This window comes from Hominimerdicola aceti, from assembly GCF_025567495.1.
Lineage (GTDB): Bacteria > Bacillota > Clostridia > Oscillospirales > Ruminococcaceae > Hominimerdicola > Hominimerdicola aceti.
Map to the genome: position 1 here is coordinate 294,875 of NZ_JAOQJZ010000001.1, position 24,532 is coordinate 319,406.

Sequence of the window (24,532 nt, forward strand, 5' to 3'; positions counted from 1 at the left end):
AGAATGAAAAAGATCATTTTTGCGGTGGCTATACTGAGTGCGGCGGTCATGACAGGCTGTTCGCTGAGCTTTGACGGCACAGACAGCTCTCAGCCTGCGGAAAATGTTCAGGGCAGTGAGAACGCTGTGACAACGCAGGGAACTGATACGGAAAGCGAAGAAGCCGCTGACCCGCTTGAAGAGGCAAAGGACGTTGCGGCAATGTATCTTAAAGCCGCAAACGCTGAGTTTGACCAATCAATGGTTAAGCTTATGACAGACGATTATGCCGCTGACTATGAATATATGAAAAAGAACATGGGCGGCGACAATGAATACGGTGAGGACGAGCAGATAAGCGGAGTAAGATATAGCTTTGACAAGGATAAGTGCGGCTTTATCGACAAGGTGAACATCTCGGAGGAGTATTCAAAGGCGGCTGAGCTTTATGTGACCATAGCTTATGACAGCTCTGAGGGAGAGGTCACGTCATCGCAGTATATTCTTATGGTGCTTGATAAGGACAATGATTGGAAAGTTTGCTTTGCAGGCTCTAAGGCACAGGCTTACGCAGACGGCATAATCACTGACGAAAACTCGGAAAAGGCTGAGGCTAACGCTCAGGCGGTATATGAGGCGGCAGAAAAGGCGGTCACGGAGCTTTCAAAAGACAAGAGCTACAAGTTTGAGTACATGAACTACATTTCCACAGAGACGGATAAGTTCATAGAAAAGATAAAGGAACAGCTTCCTGAGGAGCTTAAGGATACATATTTCACTGTTTTTATTGATGAAGGAAAGCTTGATTATGTTGTTTGGTCGCAGGAAGCAGGGTCAGAGATAACTGTTACTTACCCTGAGAAGAAAAACTGACGGTGCAAAAGTGCTTGACAAAATAAATGGCGTGGTGTATAATATAGGTAACCACGAGATTGATCGTGTTCACAGTGACACACAAATGAAACCCCCGAAAGTTGCAGCTTTCGGGGATTTCTTTTGGGATCATGCCGGACTTACTTTCTGTATGCTTTTGGCTTTGTGGAAATTTCATAAATATTTTGATTTTTGTCATACAATAGTGACTAAAAGGGCTTGACAAAACTGTGTAAAAGTGAGATAATAAGATAGATTATTGTGATACTTTATGCCGTCCATTGGCGGTGTAGGATTGGAGATTTTTTCATGGCAACTAGAGTGGGAATGGTTTCTCTCGGATGTCCTAAAAATCAGGTGGACGCTGAGCATATGCTCTATGATCTGCGCAAAGAGGGTTTTCAGATAGTTTCTGACGCAGCCCTTTCTGATGTGGTCATTATCAATACCTGTGGATTTATCGAGTCGGCTAAACAGGAGGCTATAGACACTATACTTGAGTTCTGTACTCTCAAGCAGGAGGGCAGGATAAAGGCGGTAATAGCTACGGGCTGTCTTGCTGAAAGATACCGTGACGAAATGAAAAAGGAGATCCCTGAGCTTGACGCTGTTGTGGGAATAGGCTCTAACGGAAAAATTTGCGATATCATAAGAGAGATACTGCTGGATAAGCAGGCAGTCTGTTCTTATGGCGCAAAAACTGAGCTTTCCATGGAGGGCGGAAGAATTATTTCTACTGAGCCTTTCTATGCATATATAAAGATAGCCGAGGGTTGCAGCAACAACTGCACTTACTGCGCTATCCCGTCTATAAGAGGAAAATACAGAAGCAGACGCATGGAGGATATCGTCAAGGAAGCCAGATGGCTGGCTGAGAACGGCGTTACGGAGCTTGTAGTTGTGGCGCAGGATACAACACGCTATGGCGAGGATATATACGGCAAGTCTATGCTCCCTGAATTGCTCACTGCACTTTGTGAGATAGACGGCTTCAAGTGGATAAGAACGCTTTATTGCTATCCTGAGAGGATAACGGACGAATTGCTGGACGTTATCGCTAAAGAGGACAAGCTTGTAAAGTATCTTGATATGCCTATACAGCACTGCAACAAGACCATACTTAAAAGAATGAACCGCCATGGGGACAGAGAGACTCTTACGGCGCTTATAAAGAAGATAAGAGAAAAGATACCGAACGTTACGCTGAGGACAACTCTTATCACAGGCTTCCCAGGGGAAACTGAGGAACAGTTTGAAGAGCTTTGCGAGTTTGTAAAGGAAATTCGCTTTGAAAGGCTCGGCTGTTTTGCTTACTCGCCTGAGGAGGGTACGCCTGCGGAGAAGTTTGAAGATCAGGTGCCTTTAAAGGATAGAGAGCGCAGAGCGGAGATAATAATGGAAGAACAGATGATTATTTCCGACAGCCTTAATGAGGCTGCTCTCGACAGCGAAGTCGAGGTGGTTTGCGAGGGCTTTGACAGATATGCCGAGTGTTACTACGGCAGAAGTCAGGCGGACGCACCTGAGATAGACGGAAAGATATTCTTCCTGAGCGAGGATAAAGTTAGGGTCGGCGAGTATGTCAAGGTAAAAATTGACGATACTATGGATTATGACCTTATCGGCTCAAAAATGTAGATGAAAGGAATTTGATATGAACCTGCCAAATAAACTTACAGTGCTTAGAGTAATATTGATACCGTTTTTCCTGCTGTTCGTGCTGCTTTTCAAGATACCGCATCACATGGTGTTTGCGCTTATCGTGTTCGCTGCGGCTTCAATTACAGACTGGTTTGACGGCAAGATAGCAAGAAAGCACAATCTTGTTACAACATTCGGAAAGTTTCTTGACCCGCTTGCAGACAAGCTTCTTGTTATGACGGCGCTTATCTGCTTCACATTTGAACGTTGGATAGACCCTGTTGCGGTGGTACTGATACTTGCGAGAGAGTTTATGGTAACGGGTCTTAGACTTGTTGTGGCTAGCGAGGGCGTTGTGGTCGCAGCAGGAATATGGGGCAAGCTGAAAACTGCTTTCACCATGGTTGCTCTTATTGCTATAATGGTGCTTCAGATAATTAATGATACGCCAAAGGGTAGTCCTAATTACACATGGGGAACACCTGTGTTTATCGTAAACGAGATACTCATTTGGATAGCTGTTGTGCTGACAGTCATTTCTGGCGCAGTTTATCTTAAGGGATACTGGAAGTATATAGATTCGGGCAAATAATGTGGCCTGCCGACGTGTTGCGGCATATGATAACTTAATATATAAATGCGTATCAGCAAGAGTAGCTGTAAGGTAATTTTCAGAGAGGAGCCGTTTGGTGCAAGGCTTCAAGGACTTTCAGTGAAGTGCGGCTGACAGCAGGGAGCGAACAACGGCGAAAGCTTAGTATTCCTCTCCGTAGGGTCTGCGTTAAAGATATTGAGCTGTACAAAATTTTGTGCAGGAAATCGGAGTGGGACCGTAGATCATAATCTGCCTCCGGAGTGGTGAAACGCCATTCCGGAGGTTTTTTCTTAGAAAGGGAGAGATAGATATGACGATTTTGGAAAATATAAAGCATGATATTCAGACTATAAAGGACAGAGATCCTGCGGCAACTAGCACGCTGGAGATCCTCACATATTCGGGGCTTCACGCTGTGGCTTTTTACAGGGTGTCGCACTGGTTCTATGTTCACAAGCACAAGGTCATCGCAAGATGTATTTCGCAGTTTGCAAGAATGTTGACAGGTATCGAGATACACCCAGGTGCTAAGATAGGCAAGGGTCTGCTTATCGACCACGGCTCGGGTGTTGTTATAGGTGAGACCGCTGAGATAGGCGATTACTGCCTGCTGTATCAGGGCTGTACCCTTGGCGGAACAGGTAAAGACCACGGTAAAAGACACCCGACTCTTGGAAACAATGTTATGGTAGGGTGCGGTGCAAAGGTGCTTGGACCATTCACTGTGGGGGACAATGCAAAGATAGCCGCAAATGCGGTAGTTCTTGAGCCTGTGCCTGCAAACTCAACGGCTGTGGGCGTGCCTGCAAGGATAGTTAAGCAGAACGGCAAGCGCACCTGCGACCTCGATCAGGTGCATATCCCTGACCCTGTGGCTCAGGAGCTTTGCCAGACAAGAATACAGATAGCTAAGCTGGAAAAGAGAGTGGCTGAGCTTGAAAAGATTGGAAAGAAAGAGCAGTAAAATATAAGGAAAGAGGTAAAGATAAATGAACATTTATAACACGCTTACTCACAAGATCGAAAAATTTGTACCAAACGAGCCGGGCAAGGTGTCAATGTATACCTGCGGTCCTACAGTTTATCACTATGCCCATATCGGCAATCTGAGAAGCTATATAATGGAGGACGTTTTGGAAAAGTATCTCCGCTATGACGGTTATGACGTAAAGAGAGTAATGAACATCACTGACGTTGGTCATCTTACTTCTGACGGCGATACAGGCGATGATAAAATGCTCAAGGGCGCAAAGCGTGAGCATAAGACTGTTATGGAGATCGCAAAATTCTACACTGACGCTTTCTTTGAGGACTGCAAGAAGCTAAATATCAAAAGACCTGACGTTGTTGAGCCTGCAACGGGCTGTATTGGTGATTTTATCAAGGTGATATCTGCTCTTATGGACAAGGGCTATGCTTATGAGGCAGGCGGAAACATCTATTTTGATACTTCAAAGCTGAAAGAGTATTATGTTTTCCACAATTTTAATGAGGAAGATCTTGAGGTCGGCGTTCGTGAGGGCGTTGAGGAGGACACAAACAAGCGCAACAAGGCTGACTTTGTACTGTGGTTCACAAAGTCTAAGTTCGATGATCAGGAGCTTAAATGGGATTCTCCTTGGGGCGTTGGCTACCCTGGCTGGCATATCGAGTGTTCATGTATCTCCATGAAGCATCTTGGCGAAAGACTTGACATTCACTGCGGTGGTATCGACAACGCTTTCCCACACCACACAAACGAGATAGCACAGTCTGAGGCTTATCTTGGTCACAAGTGGTGCAACTACTGGTTCCATATCCTGCACCTTAACACAAACAGCGGAAAGATGTCAAAGTCTAAGGGCGAGTTCCTTACTGTTTCACTGCTGGAGTCAAAGGGCTATGACCCACTGGTATACAGATTTTTCTGCTTGCAGTCACACTACAGAAAGTCACTTGTTTTCACATACGAAAACCTTGACAACGCAAAGACTGCATACAACAAGCTCACTGCAAGGATAGCACAGCTTATGGCTGACAAGAAGCCTGACGAGGTGGTGGAGCTTGAGGATTTTGAGAAGTTCAAGGGTAGCTTCAAGGCGGCACTTGATGACGATATAAACACTTCAAATGCTATCACTGTTCTGTATGACGTTCTTAAAGCTGACACTAACAATGAAACAAAGCTTGCCCTTATTGAGGATTTTGACAAGGTGCTTTCACTTGGTCTGATAGAAGCTGCAAAGAAGCTCAGTGCTGACGGTGAAGAGGATATCCCTGAGGAGGTCAAGGTGCTTGTTGAGGAGCGTAAAGCTGCAAGAAAGGCTAAGGACTTTGCAAAGGCCGACGAGCTGAGAGATAAGATAGGCGAGCTTGGCTATATCGTTGAGGAAACAAGACAGGGCACAAAGATAAAGAAAAAGTAAAGGAGCTTTAAATGAGCAAAAATAAACAGGATCTGGGTCCATACCGCAGAAAACAGTTTCAGACGTATTTTCAGTTTTCACTTATAGCAATTTGCTTTGTTATAATCTTTGTTCTCTTTTACGCCTGCACTGGCAGCAGCAAGAACGATATAGACTATACTGATGCAAAGGTGATACAGATGGACGAACCTGCCGATGACAGCCCTGTGGTGGTTTTTGAAACAAATAAGGGAACTTTCAAGGCTGTGCTTTTCCCTGATGAAGCACCGAACTATTGCAAGTTTTTCACTGGACTTGTGGAAAAGGGCTATTATGACGGCACTTATGTGAGCATGGTGCAGGACGGTGTGTATTTTATAGGCGGAACAAAGCAGGCTGACGGTCAGACAACTTCTGACACTGACACTACTACTATCGAGGCGGAGTATTCAAAAAACCTGTGGCCTTTAAAAGGTGCGCTTTGTGCATACACGCAGGAGCAAGGTCACTTGTTCAGCAAGAAGAAGGTTTCAAACAGCTATCTTCTTTTTGTGGATAACTATGACCTTACCGAGGAGGAGCAGGCGGAGCTTGACAGCAAGCTTGCAGACAGCAACAATATCCCTGAGGATATCACCGATGCTTTTGAGAAATATGGCGGTGTGCTGAATTTCTCTCAGCAGTATACTGTTTTCGGTCAGGTATATGATGGCTTGGATATTTATGACGAGATATGCGGTACTGATGTGGCTGACTCTGAGACGCTGAAGCCTAGGGAGGACATACAATTCACAAAGGTGTATATGTCTACCTACGGAGAGAATAAAAACAGCAATGCTTTTGCAGGCAGTGCGGATAGTTCTGAGGTTTCTGAGAGTGCGGTCGACAGTGCAGACACAAGCTCGGAGATGTAAATTAATCATATCAATTAAAGCGAACGGGTGTATGCCTGTTCGCTTTTTATATTCACTGAAAATTCATTATTTATTTGTTTATTTCACTATAAATTTGTATTAAGCTCTGCTATACTACTCTTTAGAACATAAAGATTTTAACATTGTTTTCGTATGAATCAAGGCTTAAAATCAGAAGATTTTATACTTAATATAAGAATATGAAACATAAATTTTATTATATTAGACATGACGCTTATATTGTAAATTACATTAATAACGTTGGCCGAGCCACAGTTCTTGACTTTATGAGCTTATTGTGGTAAACTTAAAACCAAGTCCATGTGTGAAAAAATTTCGGCAGTGCCTGAATTTTATGTGCGTTGAGCCGAGAGTTGAGCTTTCAAGGGTATTGGACGATATTAACGAATTTTTTTTGGTAACAGAATAGGCAGGAAAGTCCTGTCTTTAAAATAGGAGGAAAATTTATGAGCGAATACAAGATCTACTCATTGCATATGGGTAAGGCAAAATGTGCTGTTGATTTGGGTGATGGCTCTGAGCGTGGAGAGTATGTAAATCAGGATTACATTCTCAACAAAATGGGCAGACCACACAGAAGCATAAGCCTTATGTACTGCTACTATCCGCTGGATAAGGAGTTCCCTGGAAGAATTTCTGAGGTAATGAAAGACGAAGATGTTTCTTTTGCATGGGATTATCCATATGATGATTATTTCACATACAAGGGCGGTCTTGAGGGCAACACAGAGGGCGAGCCTTTTACCTTCATGAGAGATGTAAGACGTCATGGACAGGACGTTACACTCACACTCACAGTTGACCCACACGTTTCAGACGAACAGCTTATCGCTATCGCAAATGACCTTAGACCTTTCGGCAGACTTCTTCTTAGAATAAACCATGAAGCTACAGGCAACTGGTTCTCATTCAACAAGAGATGTACTTATCAGGAAGTTGCTGATTTCTACTGCCGTTTCAATAAGATACTTAAGGAATATGCACCAAACGTTTCTACTATTCTTTGTATCGGTGGCATTGAAGATCTTAACAAGAACGAGATCGAAAAGGAAGCAGAGTTTTCACAGGCTGTCAAGGAGACAGACATCTGGTCTGTTGACAAGTACATGGCTCTTCACTGGGGTTGGCCTTATGACGTTGCTGAAAGAGGCGGCACAAGCCACAGCAGAAGCAATGTCAAGGACATATACAATATGACAAAGCGTTCTTTTGAGAGATTCAAGGAGATAAACGGAGGCGTTACAAAGCCAATGGTAATGAGCGAGTTCAACGCTGACGGTGATGTTACAGGTCCATACGATCAGGCAGCAATGGTAAAGGAATTCTGCGATATGCTCAAGGCTGACGGTGAGGACTGGTTCTCAGGATTCACATTCTATCAGTTCAGAGACAGAGGACGTCTTGGTCTTGAAATTCAGGATCCTAACTATGCTGACTGCGGTATCGAGCAGCCTGTTATGAAGACATACAAGGAAATTATCCACGATGATTTCTTCAAGCCTACAATGACAAGAGGCGACGAGGTTACACTGCCATGCACGCTTCGTTGGGGCGGTTCTGAGGACGCTGAGGGTCTTGAGATCCCTCTCCACTTTGAAAAGAATCCACACTTCTGCGAGGTTACATTTGATGATGATTCAAACATCATGATGGAGATAAACGGCAAGTGGTTCTATAAGTCACCTGAGGCAAAGACGATCGACCTTATGGCAGCTTTCTTTGAGAAGCCGCTGGAGGGTGAGGCTGACCTGACTCTCAGACTTTTTGCTCCTCCTGCAAGCGGTGAGAATGATCTGTCTATTGAGGACGGACTTATGAACAGCTACACAGAGATCAAGAAGCTTCCTGATATCCGTATCAGATTCGAGCCAGTTGAGCTTTAATTTCAGACATAATTTAAGGGACGGTTTTGCCGTCCCTTTTTGTGTGATATTTCGGCTTATACAAACGAGTGTAGGTAAACGGGCGAACAGTGTTCGCCCCTACAATAAAAAGCCATTTACTGTACGAGTTTTTGTACAGCAAACGGCTTTTTTTGTTATTTATCACACGGTGCTTGTCTTGCCATTATCTGCATTGCGGCTTTAAGACCGTCAACGGCGGCGGACATTATGCCTCCTGCATAGCCTGCACCCTCGCCGCAGGGATAGAGATTTTCCACGCTCAGGGAAACCATATCTGCGTTTCGTGTAATGCGAACAGGGGAGCTTGTACGGGTTTCAGGTGCGGTGAGCATTGCACCTTTATCGCCGAAGCATTTCATTTTTCGTGAGAAATTCTGCAAGCCGCCCTCCAACATATCCGTCACGAATTTAGGGAATACATCACGAAGCTCTGTCGCCTTACAGCCAAGTGCGTAGGTGGGTGAAACTGTGCCTGCTATTTCAGGCTTGCCATCAAGAAATCCGCCAACTGTCGTGCCTGCGCCTTTATATGAGCCTGTGAGAGTATAAGCTTTTTGCTCTATAGACCGTGCGAAAGCCACTCCGTCAAGTGGGCAGTGACCAAAGTCGTCAGGGGTAACGGCCACGACAACTGCAGCGTTTGCGTTTTCACCGTCACGGGCAAACTCGCTCATGCCATTTGTGACAGTGCCTCCGCTTTCAGAAGCTGACGGCACAACTGTACCGCCTGGACACATACAAAAAGTGTAAACACCTCTGCCGTTTTTATCACGCCATGAAAGCTGATATTCACCCTTTGGAAGCAGTGGATTGCCTGCATGGTCACCGTATAAGCTTTCGTCAACAGCCGCCTGCTTATGTTCTATTCTTGCGCCAACAGAGAACGGCTTGGGCTCTAGAAAGATGTTTTTGCACTGCAAAAGCTCAAAAGTATCCCTTGCGGAATGACCGATAGCAAGTATAACGGCAGACACTTTTTCGTTCTTGTCACCTGCTGATATAGTCTGCACTTTTCCGTTAGCGATAGCCAGATCAGTGAGGGCAGTGTCAAATCTTACCTCGCCCCCAAGCTCTATTATCCTTTTTCGGATAGCCGTGACGATATTTCGCAGATTGTCAGTGCCGATATGCGGCTTAGCTTTTGTGAGGATCTCTTTCGGCGCACCGAAATCCACGAAACGTTCAAGAACATATCTGCAAAGAGGGTCTTTTATTCGTGTGGTGAGCTTGCCGTCAGAAAATGTGCCTGCACCACCTTCACCGAATTGCACGTTGCAATTGGTGTCAAGCTCGCCTGTGAGCCAGAATTTCTGTACCGATGCAGTACGTTTTTCCATTGAGCTGCCACGCTCTAAAATAATCGGTCTATATCCCTGCTCGGCAAGGGCAAGCCCTGCGAACATTCCTGCTGGTCCAAAACCTGCAATGACAACTTTGCCCTCTGCTTTTTTTGTGGATATGACAGGTTTGTAAACACTGCGCTCAACATAGGTCAGGGAAGTGTTCTTCTCACAAAGCTTCTTTTCAAGGTCGGCACTGTCAAGTGTCACGAAAACTGAGTGGACAAAGTGAATGTCGTTGCGCTTTCGTGCATCAAGAGAGCTTTTGTGTATCTCGCAGTCTATGGCGTGCTTTGAGGCACTGCCTAGCTTTTTCAGAGCGGCGGAGATAACTTCCTGCTCTGATGCGTTAAGGGGGGAACTTATTTGATTTACTATTATTGGCATATATCCTCCTGCGTTTTTACCGAAAAATCGGGACGAATAGATCGTCCCGATAAAATTCTATTAGTCTGAAACAACTATCTGTATCTCGTTTTTGCCGAAACCCCAAACGTTGTTGTAGGTCGGTGAATAGATTATAGCCTCTCGAGCATAAGAACCAGAGTCAATTATGTCGCTGAGATTGACCTCAGCGTATAAGTCGCTGTCTTTAAGATTGTTTATCACATCTTCAGGACCGTAGACCTTGACGTTTGTGAGCTTTTTTGTTTCTATCTCAGTGGACTTGCCTGACGGCTTGCCCGTTGCGATGATATGGTCTGATGTTATGGTGAACTCCTTCGAGGTGTATCCCTTTGAGTCAAAGGATACACGAACGTTTTCATCGCCATTCATATTGATCTCACCTGAGTTGAGAGGGATCTTGAAGCTGAACACCTTTGCAAGGTTTATCTCTGAAAGTTTTATGGAGCCGATAGTGAGCGTTTCTGTATCTGAGTCGTCAAGATTTGGCGATACCACAGAAATCTCTTCCTCGGAAAGCTTCAGTGGCAGTGAGTTGACATCAAAATTATCCGTACAATTAGAGATATCTACCTTTAGCTTTGCTGTCTTTTTCTTGTAGATAACAAAATTCACATCGACAGACTTTGTATCCTTGACTTCTATTTTAGATGGATCAACAACGTTGTCGTCATCGTCATAGAATACGATATCCTGTGTGTTGATAGTCGTGTCCTCGGATATTTTCTTTGATTTTGAGATCTGTGCCACTGCTTTGCTTATGTTGTCAAGGTCATTTTTCGGACCTTCAACTGTTATCTCGCTTGGCGATGTGGTAGTTTCTTTAAGGATATAGCCCTCCTCAGCGCTTATGAGCGGGGCTTCTGCGGTGAGTGGGATAGTCTTTGTGGTAAGTCTGTCAAACTCCACAGAAACAGTGTCAGGGTTGACAGAAACTACAGTTACCTTGTCGGTGGAATGTGATGACTTGACATCGATGTCAAGGTCGTAGGTACCCTCTTTTGTTACGTCATCAAGATTGACAGTTGCCACAAGATCTGCGGCAGTATAGCTGCCTATCTCATAGTTCATGCCCTTTATCTCAACATCTACGGAGATATCCTTATAGTTGAGTGCGGAAAGTCCTTTTTCTTTTGCCTGCGTTCCGTCAAGTGAGAACACAACAGGAACGTTTGTTATAGTCTTGTTTATTGTAGGATACTGAGTGATAGAAAGAGCAAACCATATTATTACAGCTATGATTATGGAAAGTATCCTCAAACCAAAGTCTGCACCATGGCGATTTTCTTTTTTAGCCTTTTTTACTTTTTCCATTTTGAAATCACCCTTCCTGCAAAAGAATTTTCTCTAATGGAATTAGCGTCCTTTTCAGGCAAAAGACGATTGTCCAGAAGTCTTTTCAGAGAGTCTTTTGAATATCCTCTGGTAAGCTCTCCGTTTTCGGCAACTGAGATGTTGCCTGTTTCCTCAGATACCACGACGACTATTGCGTCAGAGTTTTCGCTCATTCCGATAGCTGCACGGTGTCTTGAACCGAGTTGTTTGTTTATAAGTTCGTCTTTCTGCGGTCTTGGCAAGAAACAGCCTGCCGCAAGTATTATTCCGTCTCTGATTATTACAGCACCATCATGGAGCGGTGTATTCGGGAAGAATATGTTTCCGAATATCGCTGTTGACGGTATGCAGTTGAGTATCGTTCCTGTAGCTATCTGTTCCCCAAGCTTTGTCTTTCTCTCACAGATTATAAGCGCACCTGTTTTGGTGGAAGAAAGACTTGCGGCAGAATCACATATAGCGTCAATAGCTTTTTTCCAATGTTCGGTGTTGTCGTCAGAGTCACTTGAGCTAAAGAAATTAAAGCCACCCAGACTTGTTCGTCCAACCTTTTCAAGAACACGTCTGAGTTCAGGCTGAAACATTATGATAAGAGCAAGGAAGCCCCACTGGAAGCAGATCCTTAGCAAAAATCTGATAGTTTGCAAATTAAAGAATACTGCAAGCAGGTAGCAACCTATAAGTATAAGGATACCTTTTGTGAGCTGCTGCGCCCTTGTTTCGCGAATAAGCTTTATGCCGTGGAATATCAGAAAGGAGAGGATAGCAATATCGACAATGTCATTAAGACCTATTGATGTAAAAACGCCCCAAATAGCGTTTATAACATAAGCGATACTGTCAAGCATAGTTCACACCCTTTCGATAATTTCTGTAAATGTAATGAAAAAAACAAAACAAATACAGATGATTTTATATATATTAATAGTATATCATATTTTTTCGCAAAGTACAAGGGTTGAACAAGATTTTTTTAATAAAAAGCGGACCTTTTTCAGTCCGCTTCTGTATCAGCTCTCTTTTGGCAGATAAAATCTTCCTGAGAGTTTTTGTGTTTTTACTTCGTTTATGAAGGCTTTCGGATCGGCTTCTTTTACAGCGTGTATGACCTTTTTGGTCTGTGCCGCTGATACTACTGAATAGACGATCTGTCTTTCGCAGTGTTCATAAGACCCCTCGCCGTCAAGTATGGTCGCGCCATGCTGGCTCACTGCATAAATAGCGTCTGCTATCTCTTTGGGCTTGTTTGTTACGATAAGCAAGGTGCTTTGCTGGAATTTTTTGTAGAGCATATGCAAAACGGTTGTTGAAGCATATTGAAAGATGATAGAATACAGTGCTTTGTCCCAGCCAAACATAAAGCCTGCAACGCACAATATGACCGCATTGAAGCCAAGTATAACATTGAAGGTGTCCATATTGCTTTTCTCTGAAAGATAAATGGATATAAAGTCAGTTCCACCTGATGTTGCGCCACGATTAAGGCAGAGGCTAATGGCAACGCCGTTTATCATTCCTCCAAAGATGCTTATGAGAAGTACGTCCTGGGTGATTATGTGATTGGGGATAAGGTCGGTGAAAAAGCTGTTGAGCAGTATCATCACGCAGGAAAAAGCTGTGAACTTTTTGCCGATAAATCTGAAACCGATATACACGGGGATTATGTTCAGCGTTATGTTTATGATGCTGAACTGAAGCATTATGCCTGCAAGCTGTTTCACTGCACGCTGTATGAGTATGGACATTCCTGTCATTCCGCCTGGGTAAAGACCGCCTGTGTTTACAAAGGTCTTTGTGTTTAGCGCCATTAGAAAGGCGGCGACAGTCACGGCGATAATTGTGAAAATGTCTTTTCTGATATCTTTTTTCATGGCTTTGCCACTCCTTTCATATATCAGCAATTATTCTCCTTTAAGCTCGGCAAATTTTTTCTGCATGGTAGGGTTATTTTTGGTAAGGCTCTTGATAGTGAGAGCGTCAGCCTTTTTGTTTGCAAGGCGCAGATTGTTTTCCGATGAAATAAGATTTTCTTTTATCTTTGTGAGATGTGCTATAGACTTGTCTATTTCTGTGATAGCTTCGCCAAAACGTCTGCTTGCAAGTTCATAGTTTCGGGCAAAGCCCTCCTTGAAAGTGTTGATGTTTTGCTCAAACATTGTTATGTCGATATTCTCGTTGCGTACCTTTTCAAGCTCTTCCTTATAGGAAAGGGTATTCATGGCGGCATTTCTCAGTATGGTGATTATCGGTATAAAGCACTGAGGTCTGACTACATACATTTTATCATAAGCATATGAAACATCTGTGATGCCTGCGTTATAAAGCTCGCTGTCGCTTTCCAAAAGTGAAACAAGTACAGCGTATTCACATTTTTTCTCACGCCTGTCCTTGTCAAGCTCTTTGAAGAAATGCTCGTTCTTTTTCTTGGTGGAGGTGGTGTCCTGCTCGTTTTTCATTTCAAACATTATGGATATTATCTCCACACCATTTTCATCACATTCGCGGTATATAAAGTCGCCCTTGCTTCCTGAGCTTGCGTCGTTATCCTTGTCAAAATAAGCGTTTCTGAATGCGGTAGCTCTTATCTTGTTGAACTCGTTCATGCAGTGCTGTTCAAGGCTCTCGCCTACCATTTTTGTAGACAGACGGCTTTTTAGGTCTTTGTAGTATGCGATAGCTTCGTCCTTACTTTTTATCTGTGCATTAAGCTCTGCAATAGTGGAATTTTTCTCACTTTCCACTTTTGAAAGTGCAGTGGTAAGCTCCAAAGCCTTTTCAGTATCCTTATTTTTGATATCCGTTTCAAGACGTGTTATCTCCGCTTTATATTCATTTTCTGACTTTTGCATTTGCAGAGTATGCTCAGAATTGAGCTGCTGTATCTGCATATCACGCTGAGATATCTCCTGCCTGAGCTTGTCCTTTTCGCTGTTGAATTGCGATCTTGCTTTCTCCACAGCCATTGATATGGCAAGTTCTTTTTCTGTGGTCATAGATTTGGTCTGAGCGGTAAGCTGTGCGATAAGCTTTTCGTTTTGACTTATCTGCTCCTTTAGCTGCTCAAGCATTTTTTCATATTCGGCTCTTGTGCTTTCCTGAGCCTTTGTGACAGCAAGTGTCTTTTCACTCTCACCGTTAGCCGCAGCCGCTTTCAGCTTTTGTATCTCCATATCCTTATCATTGACAGCCTTTGTATACTTGCTGTCAAAATCAAGCTTAGCAAGCTTCAAAGCCTTGTCTTTTTCGTCAGCCACACGCTTGTCAAGCTCTTTATCAAACTCAGCCGTTTTTACCTGTGCCACGATAGCCGCATAGCCCTGTTCATCAACTTTGAATACCTCTCCGCAGTGGGGACATTTTATTTCAGACATTTTATGTACCTCCGATTTCTTATTTTTTCTTTAATATGATTATACCATATTTTATTCCCTTATACAAGAAATGAAGAAGATTTTTTTACGACAAAAACGCAGGAACGTATTACCACGCTCCTGCGTTTGCGGCTTATTAGCCAAGTATTCTCTTTATATCTTCTTCGGGGGTGCTGATAGGAGTAAGCTGAAATTTATCCACTAAAACATCAAGCACTCCCTTTGAAACGAATGCAGGGAGGGTCGGTCCGAGGTAGATGTTCTTTATGCCCAATGAAAGCAGGGTGAGAAGTATGCACACTGCCTTTTGCTCATACCATGAAAGCACAAGTGTCAGCGGCAGATCGTTCACGCCGCAGTCGAACGCCTCGGCAAGTGCAAGGGCTATCTTTATGGCTGAGTATGCGTCATTGCACTGTCCGCAGTCAAGTATTCTTGGTATGCCGTCGATAGTGCCGAGATCCATATCGTTTATGCGGTATTTTCCGCAGGCAAGAGTGAGGATAAGGCTGTCAGGCGGCGTGAGCCTTGCGAAGTCGGAATAGTAACTTCTGCTCGGTGACGCACCGTCACAGCCGCCTATGAGGAAGAAGTGCTTTATCCTGCCCTCTTTCACAAGGCTTATTATTTTTTCGGCATTTGACAGCACTGCGTTGTGTGCAAAGCCTGTTGTTACTGTGTGACCGCCGTTCATACCTGTCATTTCTCTGTCCTCGTCATAGCCGCCGCACTCAATGGCTTTTTCTATAACAGGCGTAAAATCCTTGTCGTCGCCAATGTGCACAAGCTCAGGATATGACACGATAGAGGTGGTGAAAACTCTGTCGCAGTAGCTTTGACGGACAGGCATTATGCAGTTTGTTGTGAAAAGTATCGGTGCAGGGATATTGTGAAATTCCGTCTGCTGATTTTGCCAGCCTGTGCCGAAATTGCCCTTTAGCTGCGGATAGGCTTTGAGCTTTGGATAACCATGGGCAGGGAGCATTTCACTGTGAGTGTAGATGTTCACGCCCTTGTCTTTGGTCTGCTCAAGGAGAAGTTTCATATCGTGCAGGTCATGACCGCTCACGACGATAAAAGGCCCTTTTTCAATGGTCAGTGGAACTTCTGTAGGGACAGGGTCGCCGTATGCGTCAGTGTTTGCAGCGTCGAGAAGTGCCATACATTTCAGGTTCACATTGCCTGTTTCAAGCACCAGCCCCAACAGCTTTTCAGGGTCGTTCTCACTGCCTATGGCACGCAGAGCCTTGTAGAAAAAGCTTGTCACCTCGCTGTCAGTTTTGCCAAGTGCCTGTGCGTGATAAGCATACGCCGCCATACCCTTTATTCCGAAGAGGATAAGTGATTTCAGTGAGCGGATATCCTCATGATCGTTCCACAGTTTTTTCATGTCGTAGTCATCAAACTTCTGAGAGTTGATGCGGTTTCGCTCAATGTGTATCTCCTCTGTGAGCTGTTTTATGGTGACATTATTGAAGTTCACGTTCGTGATAGTCGTAAAAAGCCCTTTGAGTATGAGCATATCTGTTTTTTCAGTTGACGAGCCATTTTCTGCGGCATTTGCAAGGGCGATAAGTGCACCGATAAGCTCGTCTTGATAAACTGCTGTGTCGGCTTTTTTGCCGCATACGCCTACTTTTCCGTCACAGCCTGTGTTGTGTGCAGTCTGCTGACACTGGAAACAAAACATATCTTTCACTGGTAAGACCTCCGTATATTTGTGATAGGTCTATTATGTACCGATATGTGAAATTTATTCCTGCGTTTTATGAGAAAAACAGCCTAACAGCCAGTGCAGAGAATACAAATCCCATAAGGTCTGAAAGGCACGCCGCTGCAAATACCGAGGGATAAGCCTTTTGTTTTATGGCTGAAAAATATACTGCTATGGTGTAGAATGTCGTTTCCGTTGACCCCATTAAAACGCTTGCTACACGTCCGCTGTAGCTGTCAGGGGAAACGCTTGAAAGAATGGTTTCAAGGCAGGCGAGTGCGCCGCTCCCTGAAATGGGTCTGACTATGGCAAGGGGTATGCACTCTTCTGGAAAGCCTAGAAAAGTGGTCACAGGTCGGAGCAGTTTTGCTATAATATCAGCCGCCCCTGATGATGTGAACATTCCAACTGCTGTCATAAGCAGAATTAGCATTGGTATCAGCCCCACGGCGATTTTGAGGTTTTCAGCCGCACCCTCGCAGAACACATTCACTATATCCACCTTTTTCACAAGCCCATAGCAAAGTATAAAAACCATAAGCGCAGGCACGAAAATGTCACCGAAATTCATGGCGTTCGTCCTTTCTGAGGTTGAGGGCATAGACCATAAGACAGCCTGTGGTCACGGAGATAAGGGAGGAGAAAATGATAGCAGGCGTTACGTCAAAGGGGGATACTGCACCATGTTCAAGGCGCATTGCCGCAATGGTGGAGGGGATAAGCTGAATGGAAGCCGTGTTAAGCACCACAAGCATAGAAATGCACTTCTTTCGTGCCGTGGGCGGAAGCTTCTGCATGGCTTTCACTGTGGCTATGCCTGAGGGTGTGGCGGCATTGCCTAATCCTAAAAGGTTTGCGGTCAGGTTCATTGTCACAGCATTCATGACCTCGGGGCAGTGTGCGGCATCTCTGAATAGTAGCCTTGTGACAGGGGATAGCATACGGGCAATGACCGCTGTTATGCCAGCCTTTTCACATATCTTCATAAGTCCGCCCCAAAGACACATCGAGCCACTCAGGTATATGACAAGCTCCACCGCTTTGTTACAGCCTTCAAGAGAAGCCGCTGATACTGCTGTCATGTCGCCTTTAAGAAAACCGCATAACAAGGCGGATAGGGACAATATCACAATTATTACGCTTAATATAATTAACACTCCTTTCGGTTAGTATTCATATCAAGTTAATATATAAAAAACTTTGACAATAAGTGTGAAATTTTGGTGATAACGCTTGACAAATGTAATTATGTTTGTTATAATATGTTTATCATAAGATTTATGTTAAATGAAATACTATTTTTGTGTTTCAAATTAATTTAAAGGGGATTGATTTTATGAAATCTACAGGAATTGTAAGAAAAGTTGACGAGCTTGGAAGAATAGTTCTTCCTATCGAGCTCAGAAGAACCTACGACCTTGCTGTTAAGGACGCTATCGAGATCTATACAGATGATGACAAGATCATTCTGAAGAAGTTCCAGAGAACTTGTATCTTCTGCGGAAGCGGTGAAGAGTGCGTTGAATACAAGGGCAAGACAATTTGTGCAGCTTGTATGGCAGAGCTCAAGGGCGAGAACAAGTAATTACATATTTGTAGTAATATTATGAAACAGACAGGACGGACATGAAAGTGTTTGTCCTGTTTAATTTTATGTATGAAAAAAAGCGTGTATGCAAAAACATACACGCTTTTTCATATTATAAGTTTTTTGAAATCATCTTCGCTGCCATTAAATACCGTCATGTGGAGATATTCGCCGCTTTCATAGAATGAGAATTTTACACGGTTGGTATAAGTCCAGAACGTCCAATCCATATCCTCGTCAGGCTTTGAAAACAGGCTCTCATACCATATCTTGTCCTTGTTAAATCTGCTGTCTGAAGCAACGATGTTTTTGTACGTCCGTTCTGTGCAGTATATGACAGGTCTTACGCCGTATTGCTTTTCTATCCTGTCGCAGAAGTCTGCAAGGTTATCTGCGGCTTCGTAATAGTCAGGGGGCAGAAGTCTGTAAAGTCCTCTCAGTCTTACCTCCACTGCAGGGATAAGCCTGCCGCTTAGATCATCGCCCACAGCATTTATGAAATGCTCTGCCTGCTTAGTGCCGTCAGTATCAAGCTCAAGCACATGATATGCTCCCACTGATATATCAGTGTCCTTTGAGCCGTTCCAGTTGTCACGGAACGCACCGTCCTCAAAGGTAGTGCCTTTGGTGGCTCTTATATAGGCGGTCTGGATATTCTGCTTAGCAAAACTCTTCCAGCGTATCTCGCCCATTGACTCTGTTACAACAGGTCCTCTTATTGGATAGTCACGCTTTTTCGGCTCATTGAACCACAGTCTGCCTGTATACAAAAGCACCGCAAGGTTTATCACAAGCACAACTGCACACAGTATTATCAGCCGTTTTACGAGCTTTTTCAGAAATCTGTGACGTGGCTTTTCTTCATCGTAGACCTCGTAATTTGTGTAGTTTGAAAGGTCACGATCGTCATACTCGCTGTCTATTTTGTTTATAGCTTCCTTGTCAAGCTTGAATTTCTTGCTGCGTTTCATTAGCAGTATCCTCTCGGTTAAATTCCTCAGAATTTGCGATAAGCTCCGCAAAGGTATATGTGTCAAGCTTGTTCCTTACCATTTCAGATATCTCGTTAAAAGCTTTCTGATAACAGCAGATACCGTCTGCACCTCTGTTGCAGGTGCAGTCTGGGGAAAGACATCTTGAAAAATAATATGTACCCTCTATGGCTTCAAGAACGTCTTTCAAGGTAAGCTGTGCAGGGTCTTTATTTATGATATAGCCCCCCTGCGTGCCTTTATATGACTTCACTATATCAGCCGCAACAAGCTTTCTCAGTATCTTCAGCGCAAATCGAAGTGTAACGCAGGCATCATTGGAAATGGTCTTTGCGTCCATTTTGTCTTTTTCGCGGCATAGAACGGATACTATTCTTACTGCGTAATCCGCCTCAAGTGTTATAAACATTTATTTCCTCCGAAACTTAGTCAAGATAATCTCTTACCTTGTTGCTCCTGTTAGGGTGACGGAGCTTTCTGAGAGCCTTAGCCTCTATCTGACGTATTCTCTCACGGGTAACGTTGAACTGCTGACCTACTTCTTCAAGAGTTCTTGAACGTCCGTCCTCAAGACCGAAACGCAGTCTGAGCACCTTCTCTTCTCTCTCTGTAAGAGTGGAAAGCACCTGATTTATCTGCTCTTTAAGAAGCACAAGTGAAGCGGCTTCTGCCGGAGCCGGAGCGTCATCATCAGGGATAAAGTCGCCAAGATGTGAGTCCTCCTCCTCGCCGATAGGTGTTTCAAGAGAAACAGGGTCCTGAGCGATACGCATTATCTCTCTTACTCTTTCAACGCTCATATCAAGCTCTTTTGCTATTTCCTCAGGTGACGGATCATGACCGTTCTTGTGGAGAAGCTGTGAGGATACTTTCTTTACCTTTGTGATAGTTTCTACCATGTGTACGGGTATTCTGATAGTTCTTGCCTGATCGGCGATCGCTCTTGTTATAGCCTGTCTTATCCACCATGTGGCATATGTGGAGAATTTGAAGCCCTTTGTATAGTCGAATTTTTCAACGGCTTTGATAAGACCCATGTTGCCTTCCTGGATAAGGTCAAGGAAGCTCATTCCTCTGCCCACATATTTCTTTGCGATAGAAACAACAAGTCTGAGGTTTGCTTCTGCAAGTCTTTTTCTTGCTTTTTTAGCGTCCTTTTCATTGCCGCTAGACATCTTTTCTGCAAGCTGTATCTCCTCCTCGGAGGTAAGAAGCGGCACTCTGCCTATTTCCTTAAGGTAGATCTTGACCGGGTCGTCGATAGCGATCCCGTCAGTTGAAAGGGAAATATCAACGCCGTCCTGATCCAGATCGTCTTCTGGGTTTACCATGTCGAGGCTGTCGTCGGTGATGATATCATCAATTATCTCAATGTTATTTGCGGCACAGCTATCATAGAAGCTGTCCATTTGCTCGACGTCATAGTCGAGCTTTTCAAGAGCGTCAGTTATCTCTTTTGTAGTGAGCTTGCCTGTAGTTTTGCCGTGTTCCATAAGGTTATCAAGTATCTGTTTCTTGTCTGTCATTTCAAACACTCCAATCTCAATTTTTACATCGGTTGATCTTTGCTAATTCTTTTTGCGCATTTCTTCAAACTTTTTGAAGAAGTCATCGTCGGATATATCCTCCTGTTTCTCCTTCGGCTTGTAGTTTAAAAGCACATTTATATAATCCTCAGCGACCTTGGCGTCAATGCCCAGTTCACTGTATTTTTCCAGTATCTCCGTTATCTTACCCACTTCCTCGGGTGAAAATTCACCATTAAAAGATGATACAGAGCAATCCTGCAAATCGGTTATCTTGCTCGTCAGGCTTTCGTAAACACGCCTGTTGAAGCTGGTAACGAATTTGTCGGGCGGAAGCCTTTTGAGTACATCTCCGCAGACGTCATGATTATTGTAGAGATAATATATGATACCCGCTTCGGCGGCGGATTCTCGTCTGTGTTCATTGGCTTCGGGGTTTATGGTGTCACGCTTGTCAGCGAAGGTTATAGTGCGAGTCCATTCCTTTTTGCTATACTGATAGCGACGGTTTTTAAGTATAGCATTAAGTTCTGCATTGACAGTTGTGATGCTCACATTCTGTTCAGCCGCCACCTTTTTTGCGTATATCTCACGCTCAGTAGGGGAGCTTATATCCGCAAGGACTTTATAGGCTTTTTTGAGATAATCTATCCTGCCTATATCAGTGTCCATATCAATGCCGTCTTTGCATTTTTCTAGCTCAAACTCTATTGCACCGTCTGATTTTTTCAGCAAATGGCGAAAGTGGTCTGCTCCGAATTTGTTTATGTACTCATCAGGGTCTTTTGCACCGTTCATTTTTATAACGGTGGTTTTAAGACCGGTCTCACCGAGAATTTTTATTGCTCTCGTTGTGGCTTTCTGACCTGCGCCATCTGCGTCATAGCATATGACAACGTTGTCTGCATAGTTGGATATTATCTTCGCCTGCTCAGGGGTGAGCGCAGTTCCGCAGGAAGCTACGGCATTCTCAAAGCCTGCCTGATTAAGGGAAATTACGTCAAGATTACCCTCGCACAGAAGAATGGTCTTATCTTTCACTGCGGCGTTTTTGGCGAAGTTCATGGAGAAAAGAAATCTGTTTTTTGAATACACAAGGGTATCTTTTGAGTTAAGGTATTTTCTCTTATCGTCAGGTGTGAGCGCTCTTCCGCCAAAGCCCACTATATGACCTGCAAGGTCGATAAAAGGAAACATTGCACGATTTACGAAGAAATCGAACGTATTTCGGGTATTCTTCTGTGAACGTGAGATAAGCGAGCCTTGCTCCAATTCTTCCTCGGTGAAGCCCTCAGAGAGCATATAGCTTTTCAAGGCAGACCAACTGTTTGGAGCATAGCCCATTCCATATTTCTTTATGGTTTCAATACTGAGCTTACGTTTATTTATAAGATAGTCAAGACATTCCTTGCCCTGTGGTGTCTTTAGCTGATGATAGAAAAACCTTGCGGCTGTTTTATTCATTTCATAGAAGCGCTTTCTGGTATCGGTGCGCTTGCTGTCATAGCCGTTATCCTCCGGAAGCGGCACTCCGCCACGTTCTGCAAGGAGCTTGACAGCTTCCCAATAGTCCAGATTATTGTACTTCATTGTAAAAGTGATAACATCTCCGCCTGCTCCGCAGCCAAAGCAGTGAAAATACTCTTTGTCAGGGTGAATATGGCAGGACGGTGTTTTTTCGTTGTGAAAAGGGCAGAGGCAAACATAATCTCTGCCTGTTCTTTTGAGGGTGACATAGCTGCTCATGACCTCTGCGATAGGGTTGGCAGCTTTAAGTCTTTCTATAAAATCTATAGGCAGCGGCAAATTTCTTCCTCCTTGGGTATGCGCTAATACTTTGTCCACCCCAATGGGATAAACAGATTTTTAAAGGTCTCAATGGCAAATCCGTCTGTCATGCCTGATATGTAATCGCAGATAGCACGGTCAATTCCGAACTGATAGGCGAGATTCATATAAAAGGCAGGCAGCTTTTCGATATGATGAACATAGTAGTCATAGAGCTTTGCTATCATGTCTTTAGCCTTGACTTCTTCTGATTTGCACTTTGGATTTGTGTACACAAAGTCAAACATAAATCTATGCAGTGCAGTGTAGGCGTCACTCACTTCGTCGTCCATATGCAGGCTTTCGGCTCCGCCCTTGATAAGCGAGGTCACAAGAGTGGTTATCCTCTCAGACTTGGATCCGCCAAGCACCTTGGTGATATTTTTCGGGATATCCTCCTCGGTCATAATGCCTGCACGAACGGAATCGTCGATATCGTGATTTATATAGGCGATAACGTCTGCAAATCGCACAACATAGCCCTCTTTCGTGTCGGCTATCATGTTAGTGTGCTTTAATATTCCGTCACGGACTTCTTCTGTGAGGTCAAGACCCTTGCCGTCTTTTTCCAAAATATCCACTACACGCAGGCTTTGCTCATAGTGGTGAAAGCCGTCAGGGTTAAGCTCGTTGAGAGCCCTTTCTCCTGCATGACCAAAAGGCGTATGACCAAGGTCATGACCCAATGCGATAGCTTCGGTGAGATCTTCATTGAGCCGCAAAGCCCGTGAGATAGTTCGTGCGATCTGACTTACCTCAAGTGTATGAGTAAGTCGTGTTCTATAATGGTCGCCTGCAGGGGACAGATAGACTTGAGTTTTATGCTTCAGCCGTCTGAAAGAGTTGCAGTGAAGTATCCTGTCACGGTCACGCTGGAAACACGTCCTCAGCGGACAAGGTTCGCAAGGCTCTTTACGCCCTTTTGAATCAACAGACAAGCAGGCGTTTTCGCTCAGAAATTGTTTTTCAAACAACTCGGTTTGTTCTCTCGGCAGCACAAAAATTCCCCCTTACAGTATATAAAACATACTAACTCTATATAATATATACTATAATAGTTCAAAAAAGCCTTTATTTTTACATAAAGGCTGAATGTTTTTGTATAATCGCACAAATTTCACGCAAAATCGGCAAGAAGATTTGTTTCTTCTGACAATTCAAGCTTGCCGCAGGATATATCCGTAAGCTGTTTTTTCAGCTTGTCTGAAAATTCAGACTTCACAAGAAACGCAAGATCTACAGAATCGGCAAAGTCCTCTTTTTCCATTATCACGCCATATTCAGGCAGCGCATAGCTAACCTTGCCATAAAGTGTATAGTCGCAGGAAAAGGATATTCTTGAACACTCACACATTTTCATTTTTCTTGCAGCGTTCACCGCCATTGAACAACCCTGAGAATAGGCTCTTGTAAGACCGCTTGCCCCCAAAAGTATTCCACCGAAATATCGTGTCACCACCACACAAACGTCTGTAAGCCCAGATTTGTTTATTACATCAAGCACAGGCACTCCGCCTGTACCCTGTGGCTCGCCGTCGTCGCTGTATCGTGAAACGTTACCCTCTCTCAACACATAGGCATAGACGTTGTGCCTAGCCTTGCGGTTTTCGGCTTTTATCCTGTTTATAAATGCGACAGCCTCATCAGCGGTGCTGACAGGTGCGATATGCCCGATAAATTCGGACTTTTTCTCCGTAAAGCTCGCCTGAGCTTCCTCATAGATTGTTGTATATCCCATTTGGTTTCCTCATATAAAAGAAAAAAGGAACGGAATTATCCGTTCCCTTTGAAAATTAGTCAAGATTAAATCTCTTCTTGAATCTGTCAACACGTCCGCCTGTATCTACGAGCTTCTGCTTACCTGTGTAGAATGGGTGGCACTTAGAACAAATTTCAACCTTGATATCCTTCTTTGTAGAACGAGTATGGATAACATTACCGCAAGCGCAAGTAATTGTTGTTTCCTCATACTTTGGGTGAATTCCTTCTCTCATTTGACTTCCTCCTTCCAAACTAAAATTATGACTCATAGAAGCCCATCATTTCAGTTTAGACAGTAGTTCTATGTAGTATTTATCAATATGCTGAACAAATCAGCTTTATTATTATACCATTATATACGT

23 protein-coding genes are annotated in these 24,532 nt (G+C 43.9%); 8 read left to right on the top strand and 15 right to left on the bottom strand.

Translation table 11 applies throughout. The features are described from left to right. Nucleotides 1–3: 3 nt before the first annotated feature. The 7 genes from OCV57_RS01555 (at nt 4) to OCV57_RS01585 (ending at nt 8,290) form a co-directional block, all read left to right on the top strand. Nucleotides 4–852 carry a hypothetical protein gene (locus OCV57_RS01555; protein WP_267300279.1) on the top strand — a complete coding sequence of 283 codons (849 nt, stop codon included), beginning with the start codon at nt 4–6 and terminating at the stop codon, nt 850–852. 309 nt (nt 853–1,161) lie between these two features. Beyond that, nucleotides 1,162–2,490, top strand: coding sequence for a 30S ribosomal protein S12 methylthiotransferase RimO (gene rimO, locus OCV57_RS01560; protein WP_117903626.1), 1,329 nt, complete (start codon nt 1,162–1,164; stop codon nt 2,488–2,490). 16 nt (nt 2,491–2,506) lie between these two features. Beyond that, entirely contained in the window at nt 2,507–3,085 is a 579-nt protein-coding gene (pgsA, locus tag OCV57_RS01565; protein ID WP_195387773.1) for a CDP-diacylglycerol--glycerol-3-phosphate 3-phosphatidyltransferase, read from the top strand. A 250-nt stretch (nt 3,086–3,335) separates the two neighbouring features. Further along, nucleotides 3,336–4,052, top strand: coding sequence for a serine O-acetyltransferase (gene cysE, locus OCV57_RS01570; RefSeq protein WP_325206966.1), 717 nt, complete (start codon nt 3,336–3,338; stop codon nt 4,050–4,052). Nucleotides 4,053–4,077: 25 nt separating this feature from the next. Next, nucleotides 4,078–5,493 (top strand): cysteine--tRNA ligase, encoded by a 1,416-nt coding sequence (gene cysS / locus OCV57_RS01575; protein WP_117927021.1) that lies wholly within the window; start codon nt 4,078–4,080, stop codon nt 5,491–5,493. A gap of 11 nt (nt 5,494–5,504) precedes the next feature. Beyond that, the gene (locus tag OCV57_RS01580) at nt 5,505–6,386 is read left to right on the top strand and encodes a peptidylprolyl isomerase (RefSeq protein WP_022287052.1); all 882 of its coding nucleotides are present in this window, start codon (nt 5,505–5,507) and stop codon (nt 6,384–6,386) included. A gap of 467 nt (nt 6,387–6,853) precedes the next feature. Continuing rightward, a complete protein-coding gene (locus OCV57_RS01585) occupies nt 6,854–8,290 on the top strand; it encodes a glycoside hydrolase family 26 protein (RefSeq protein WP_267300280.1) in 1,437 nt (478 codons plus the stop codon). 155 nt (nt 8,291–8,445) lie between these two features. Here the strand turns inward: OCV57_RS01585 and OCV57_RS01590 are convergent, their stop codons facing one another. From OCV57_RS01590 to OCV57_RS01625, 8 genes are all read right to left on the bottom strand, one after another. Beyond that, complete coding sequence (locus OCV57_RS01590; RefSeq protein ID WP_267300281.1) at nt 8,446–10,038, bottom strand: NAD(P)/FAD-dependent oxidoreductase; 1,593 nt, start codon at nt 10,036–10,038, stop codon at nt 8,446–8,448. Nucleotides 10,039–10,098: 60 nt separating this feature from the next. Further along, on the bottom strand, nt 10,099–11,370 hold the full coding sequence (locus tag OCV57_RS01595) for a CdaR family protein (protein ID WP_267300282.1): 1,272 nt from the start codon (nt 11,368–11,370) through the stop codon (nt 10,099–10,101). Further along, nucleotides 11,358–12,239, bottom strand: coding sequence for a diadenylate cyclase CdaA (gene cdaA / locus OCV57_RS01600; RefSeq protein WP_041337229.1), 882 nt, complete (start codon nt 12,237–12,239; stop codon nt 11,358–11,360). The genes OCV57_RS01595 and cdaA overlap by 13 nt, the downstream gene beginning before the upstream one ends. A 162-nt stretch (nt 12,240–12,401) precedes the next feature. Then, nucleotides 12,402–13,262: a YitT family protein gene (locus OCV57_RS01605; protein ID WP_267300283.1), complete on the bottom strand. Its 861-nt coding sequence runs from the start codon at nt 13,260–13,262 to the stop codon at nt 12,402–12,404. 30 nt (nt 13,263–13,292) lie between these two features. Beyond that, entirely contained in the window at nt 13,293–14,762 is a 1,470-nt protein-coding gene (locus tag OCV57_RS01610) for a DUF2130 domain-containing protein (protein ID WP_195220221.1), read from the bottom strand. Between the two features lie 136 nt (nt 14,763–14,898). Continuing rightward, nucleotides 14,899–16,461 (bottom strand): hydroxylamine reductase, encoded by a 1,563-nt coding sequence (gene hcp, locus OCV57_RS01615; protein ID WP_267300284.1) that lies wholly within the window; start codon nt 16,459–16,461, stop codon nt 14,899–14,901. A 67-nt stretch (nt 16,462–16,528) separates the two neighbouring features. After that, nucleotides 16,529–17,047, bottom strand: coding sequence for a spore maturation protein (locus OCV57_RS01620; RefSeq protein WP_267300285.1), 519 nt, complete (start codon nt 17,045–17,047; stop codon nt 16,529–16,531). Continuing rightward, nucleotides 17,034–17,558 (bottom strand): nucleoside recognition domain-containing protein, encoded by a 525-nt coding sequence (locus tag OCV57_RS01625; RefSeq protein ID WP_267300286.1) that lies wholly within the window; start codon nt 17,556–17,558, stop codon nt 17,034–17,036. Before OCV57_RS01625 ends, OCV57_RS01620 begins: the two co-directional genes overlap by 14 nt. A 254-nt stretch (nt 17,559–17,812) precedes the next feature. On the opposite strand from OCV57_RS01625, the gene OCV57_RS01630 reads away from it, so the two are divergent. Beyond that, on the top strand, nt 17,813–18,061 hold the full coding sequence (locus OCV57_RS01630; protein ID WP_046440767.1) for an AbrB/MazE/SpoVT family DNA-binding domain-containing protein: 249 nt from the start codon (nt 17,813–17,815) through the stop codon (nt 18,059–18,061). A 110-nt stretch (nt 18,062–18,171) separates the two neighbouring features. Here OCV57_RS01630 and OCV57_RS01635 read toward each other — a convergent pair whose 3' ends face one another. From OCV57_RS01635 to rpmE, 7 genes are all read right to left on the bottom strand, one after another. Then, the gene (locus OCV57_RS01635) at nt 18,172–19,035 is read right to left on the bottom strand and encodes a glycoside hydrolase family 25 protein (RefSeq protein WP_267300287.1); all 864 of its coding nucleotides are present in this window, start codon (nt 19,033–19,035) and stop codon (nt 18,172–18,174) included. Beyond that, the gene (locus OCV57_RS01640; RefSeq protein ID WP_022288277.1) at nt 19,007–19,465 is read right to left on the bottom strand and encodes an RrF2 family transcriptional regulator; all 459 of its coding nucleotides are present in this window, start codon (nt 19,463–19,465) and stop codon (nt 19,007–19,009) included. Before OCV57_RS01640 ends, OCV57_RS01635 begins: the two co-directional genes overlap by 29 nt. Nucleotides 19,466–19,481: 16 nt before the next feature. Continuing rightward, nucleotides 19,482–20,582 carry an RNA polymerase sigma factor RpoD gene (rpoD, locus tag OCV57_RS01645; RefSeq protein ID WP_022288278.1) on the bottom strand — a complete coding sequence of 367 codons (1,101 nt, stop codon included), beginning with the start codon at nt 20,580–20,582 and terminating at the stop codon, nt 19,482–19,484. Nucleotides 20,583–20,624: 42 nt separating this feature from the next. Beyond that, nucleotides 20,625–22,388, bottom strand: a complete 1,764-nt coding sequence (gene dnaG / locus OCV57_RS01650) for a DNA primase (protein ID WP_267300288.1) — start codon at nt 22,386–22,388, stop codon at nt 20,625–20,627. A gap of 23 nt (nt 22,389–22,411) precedes the next feature. Next, nucleotides 22,412–23,407 carry a deoxyguanosinetriphosphate triphosphohydrolase gene (locus OCV57_RS01655; protein ID WP_267300289.1) on the bottom strand — a complete coding sequence of 332 codons (996 nt, stop codon included), beginning with the start codon at nt 23,405–23,407 and terminating at the stop codon, nt 22,412–22,414. Between the two features lie 119 nt (nt 23,408–23,526). Then, a complete protein-coding gene (locus tag OCV57_RS01660; RefSeq protein WP_041337241.1) occupies nt 23,527–24,147 on the bottom strand; it encodes a YigZ family protein in 621 nt (206 codons plus the stop codon). A gap of 55 nt (nt 24,148–24,202) precedes the next feature. Further along, on the bottom strand, nt 24,203–24,403 hold the full coding sequence (gene rpmE / locus OCV57_RS01665) for a 50S ribosomal protein L31 (protein WP_022288282.1): 201 nt from the start codon (nt 24,401–24,403) through the stop codon (nt 24,203–24,205). Between the last annotated feature and the right edge of the window lie 129 nt (nt 24,404–24,532).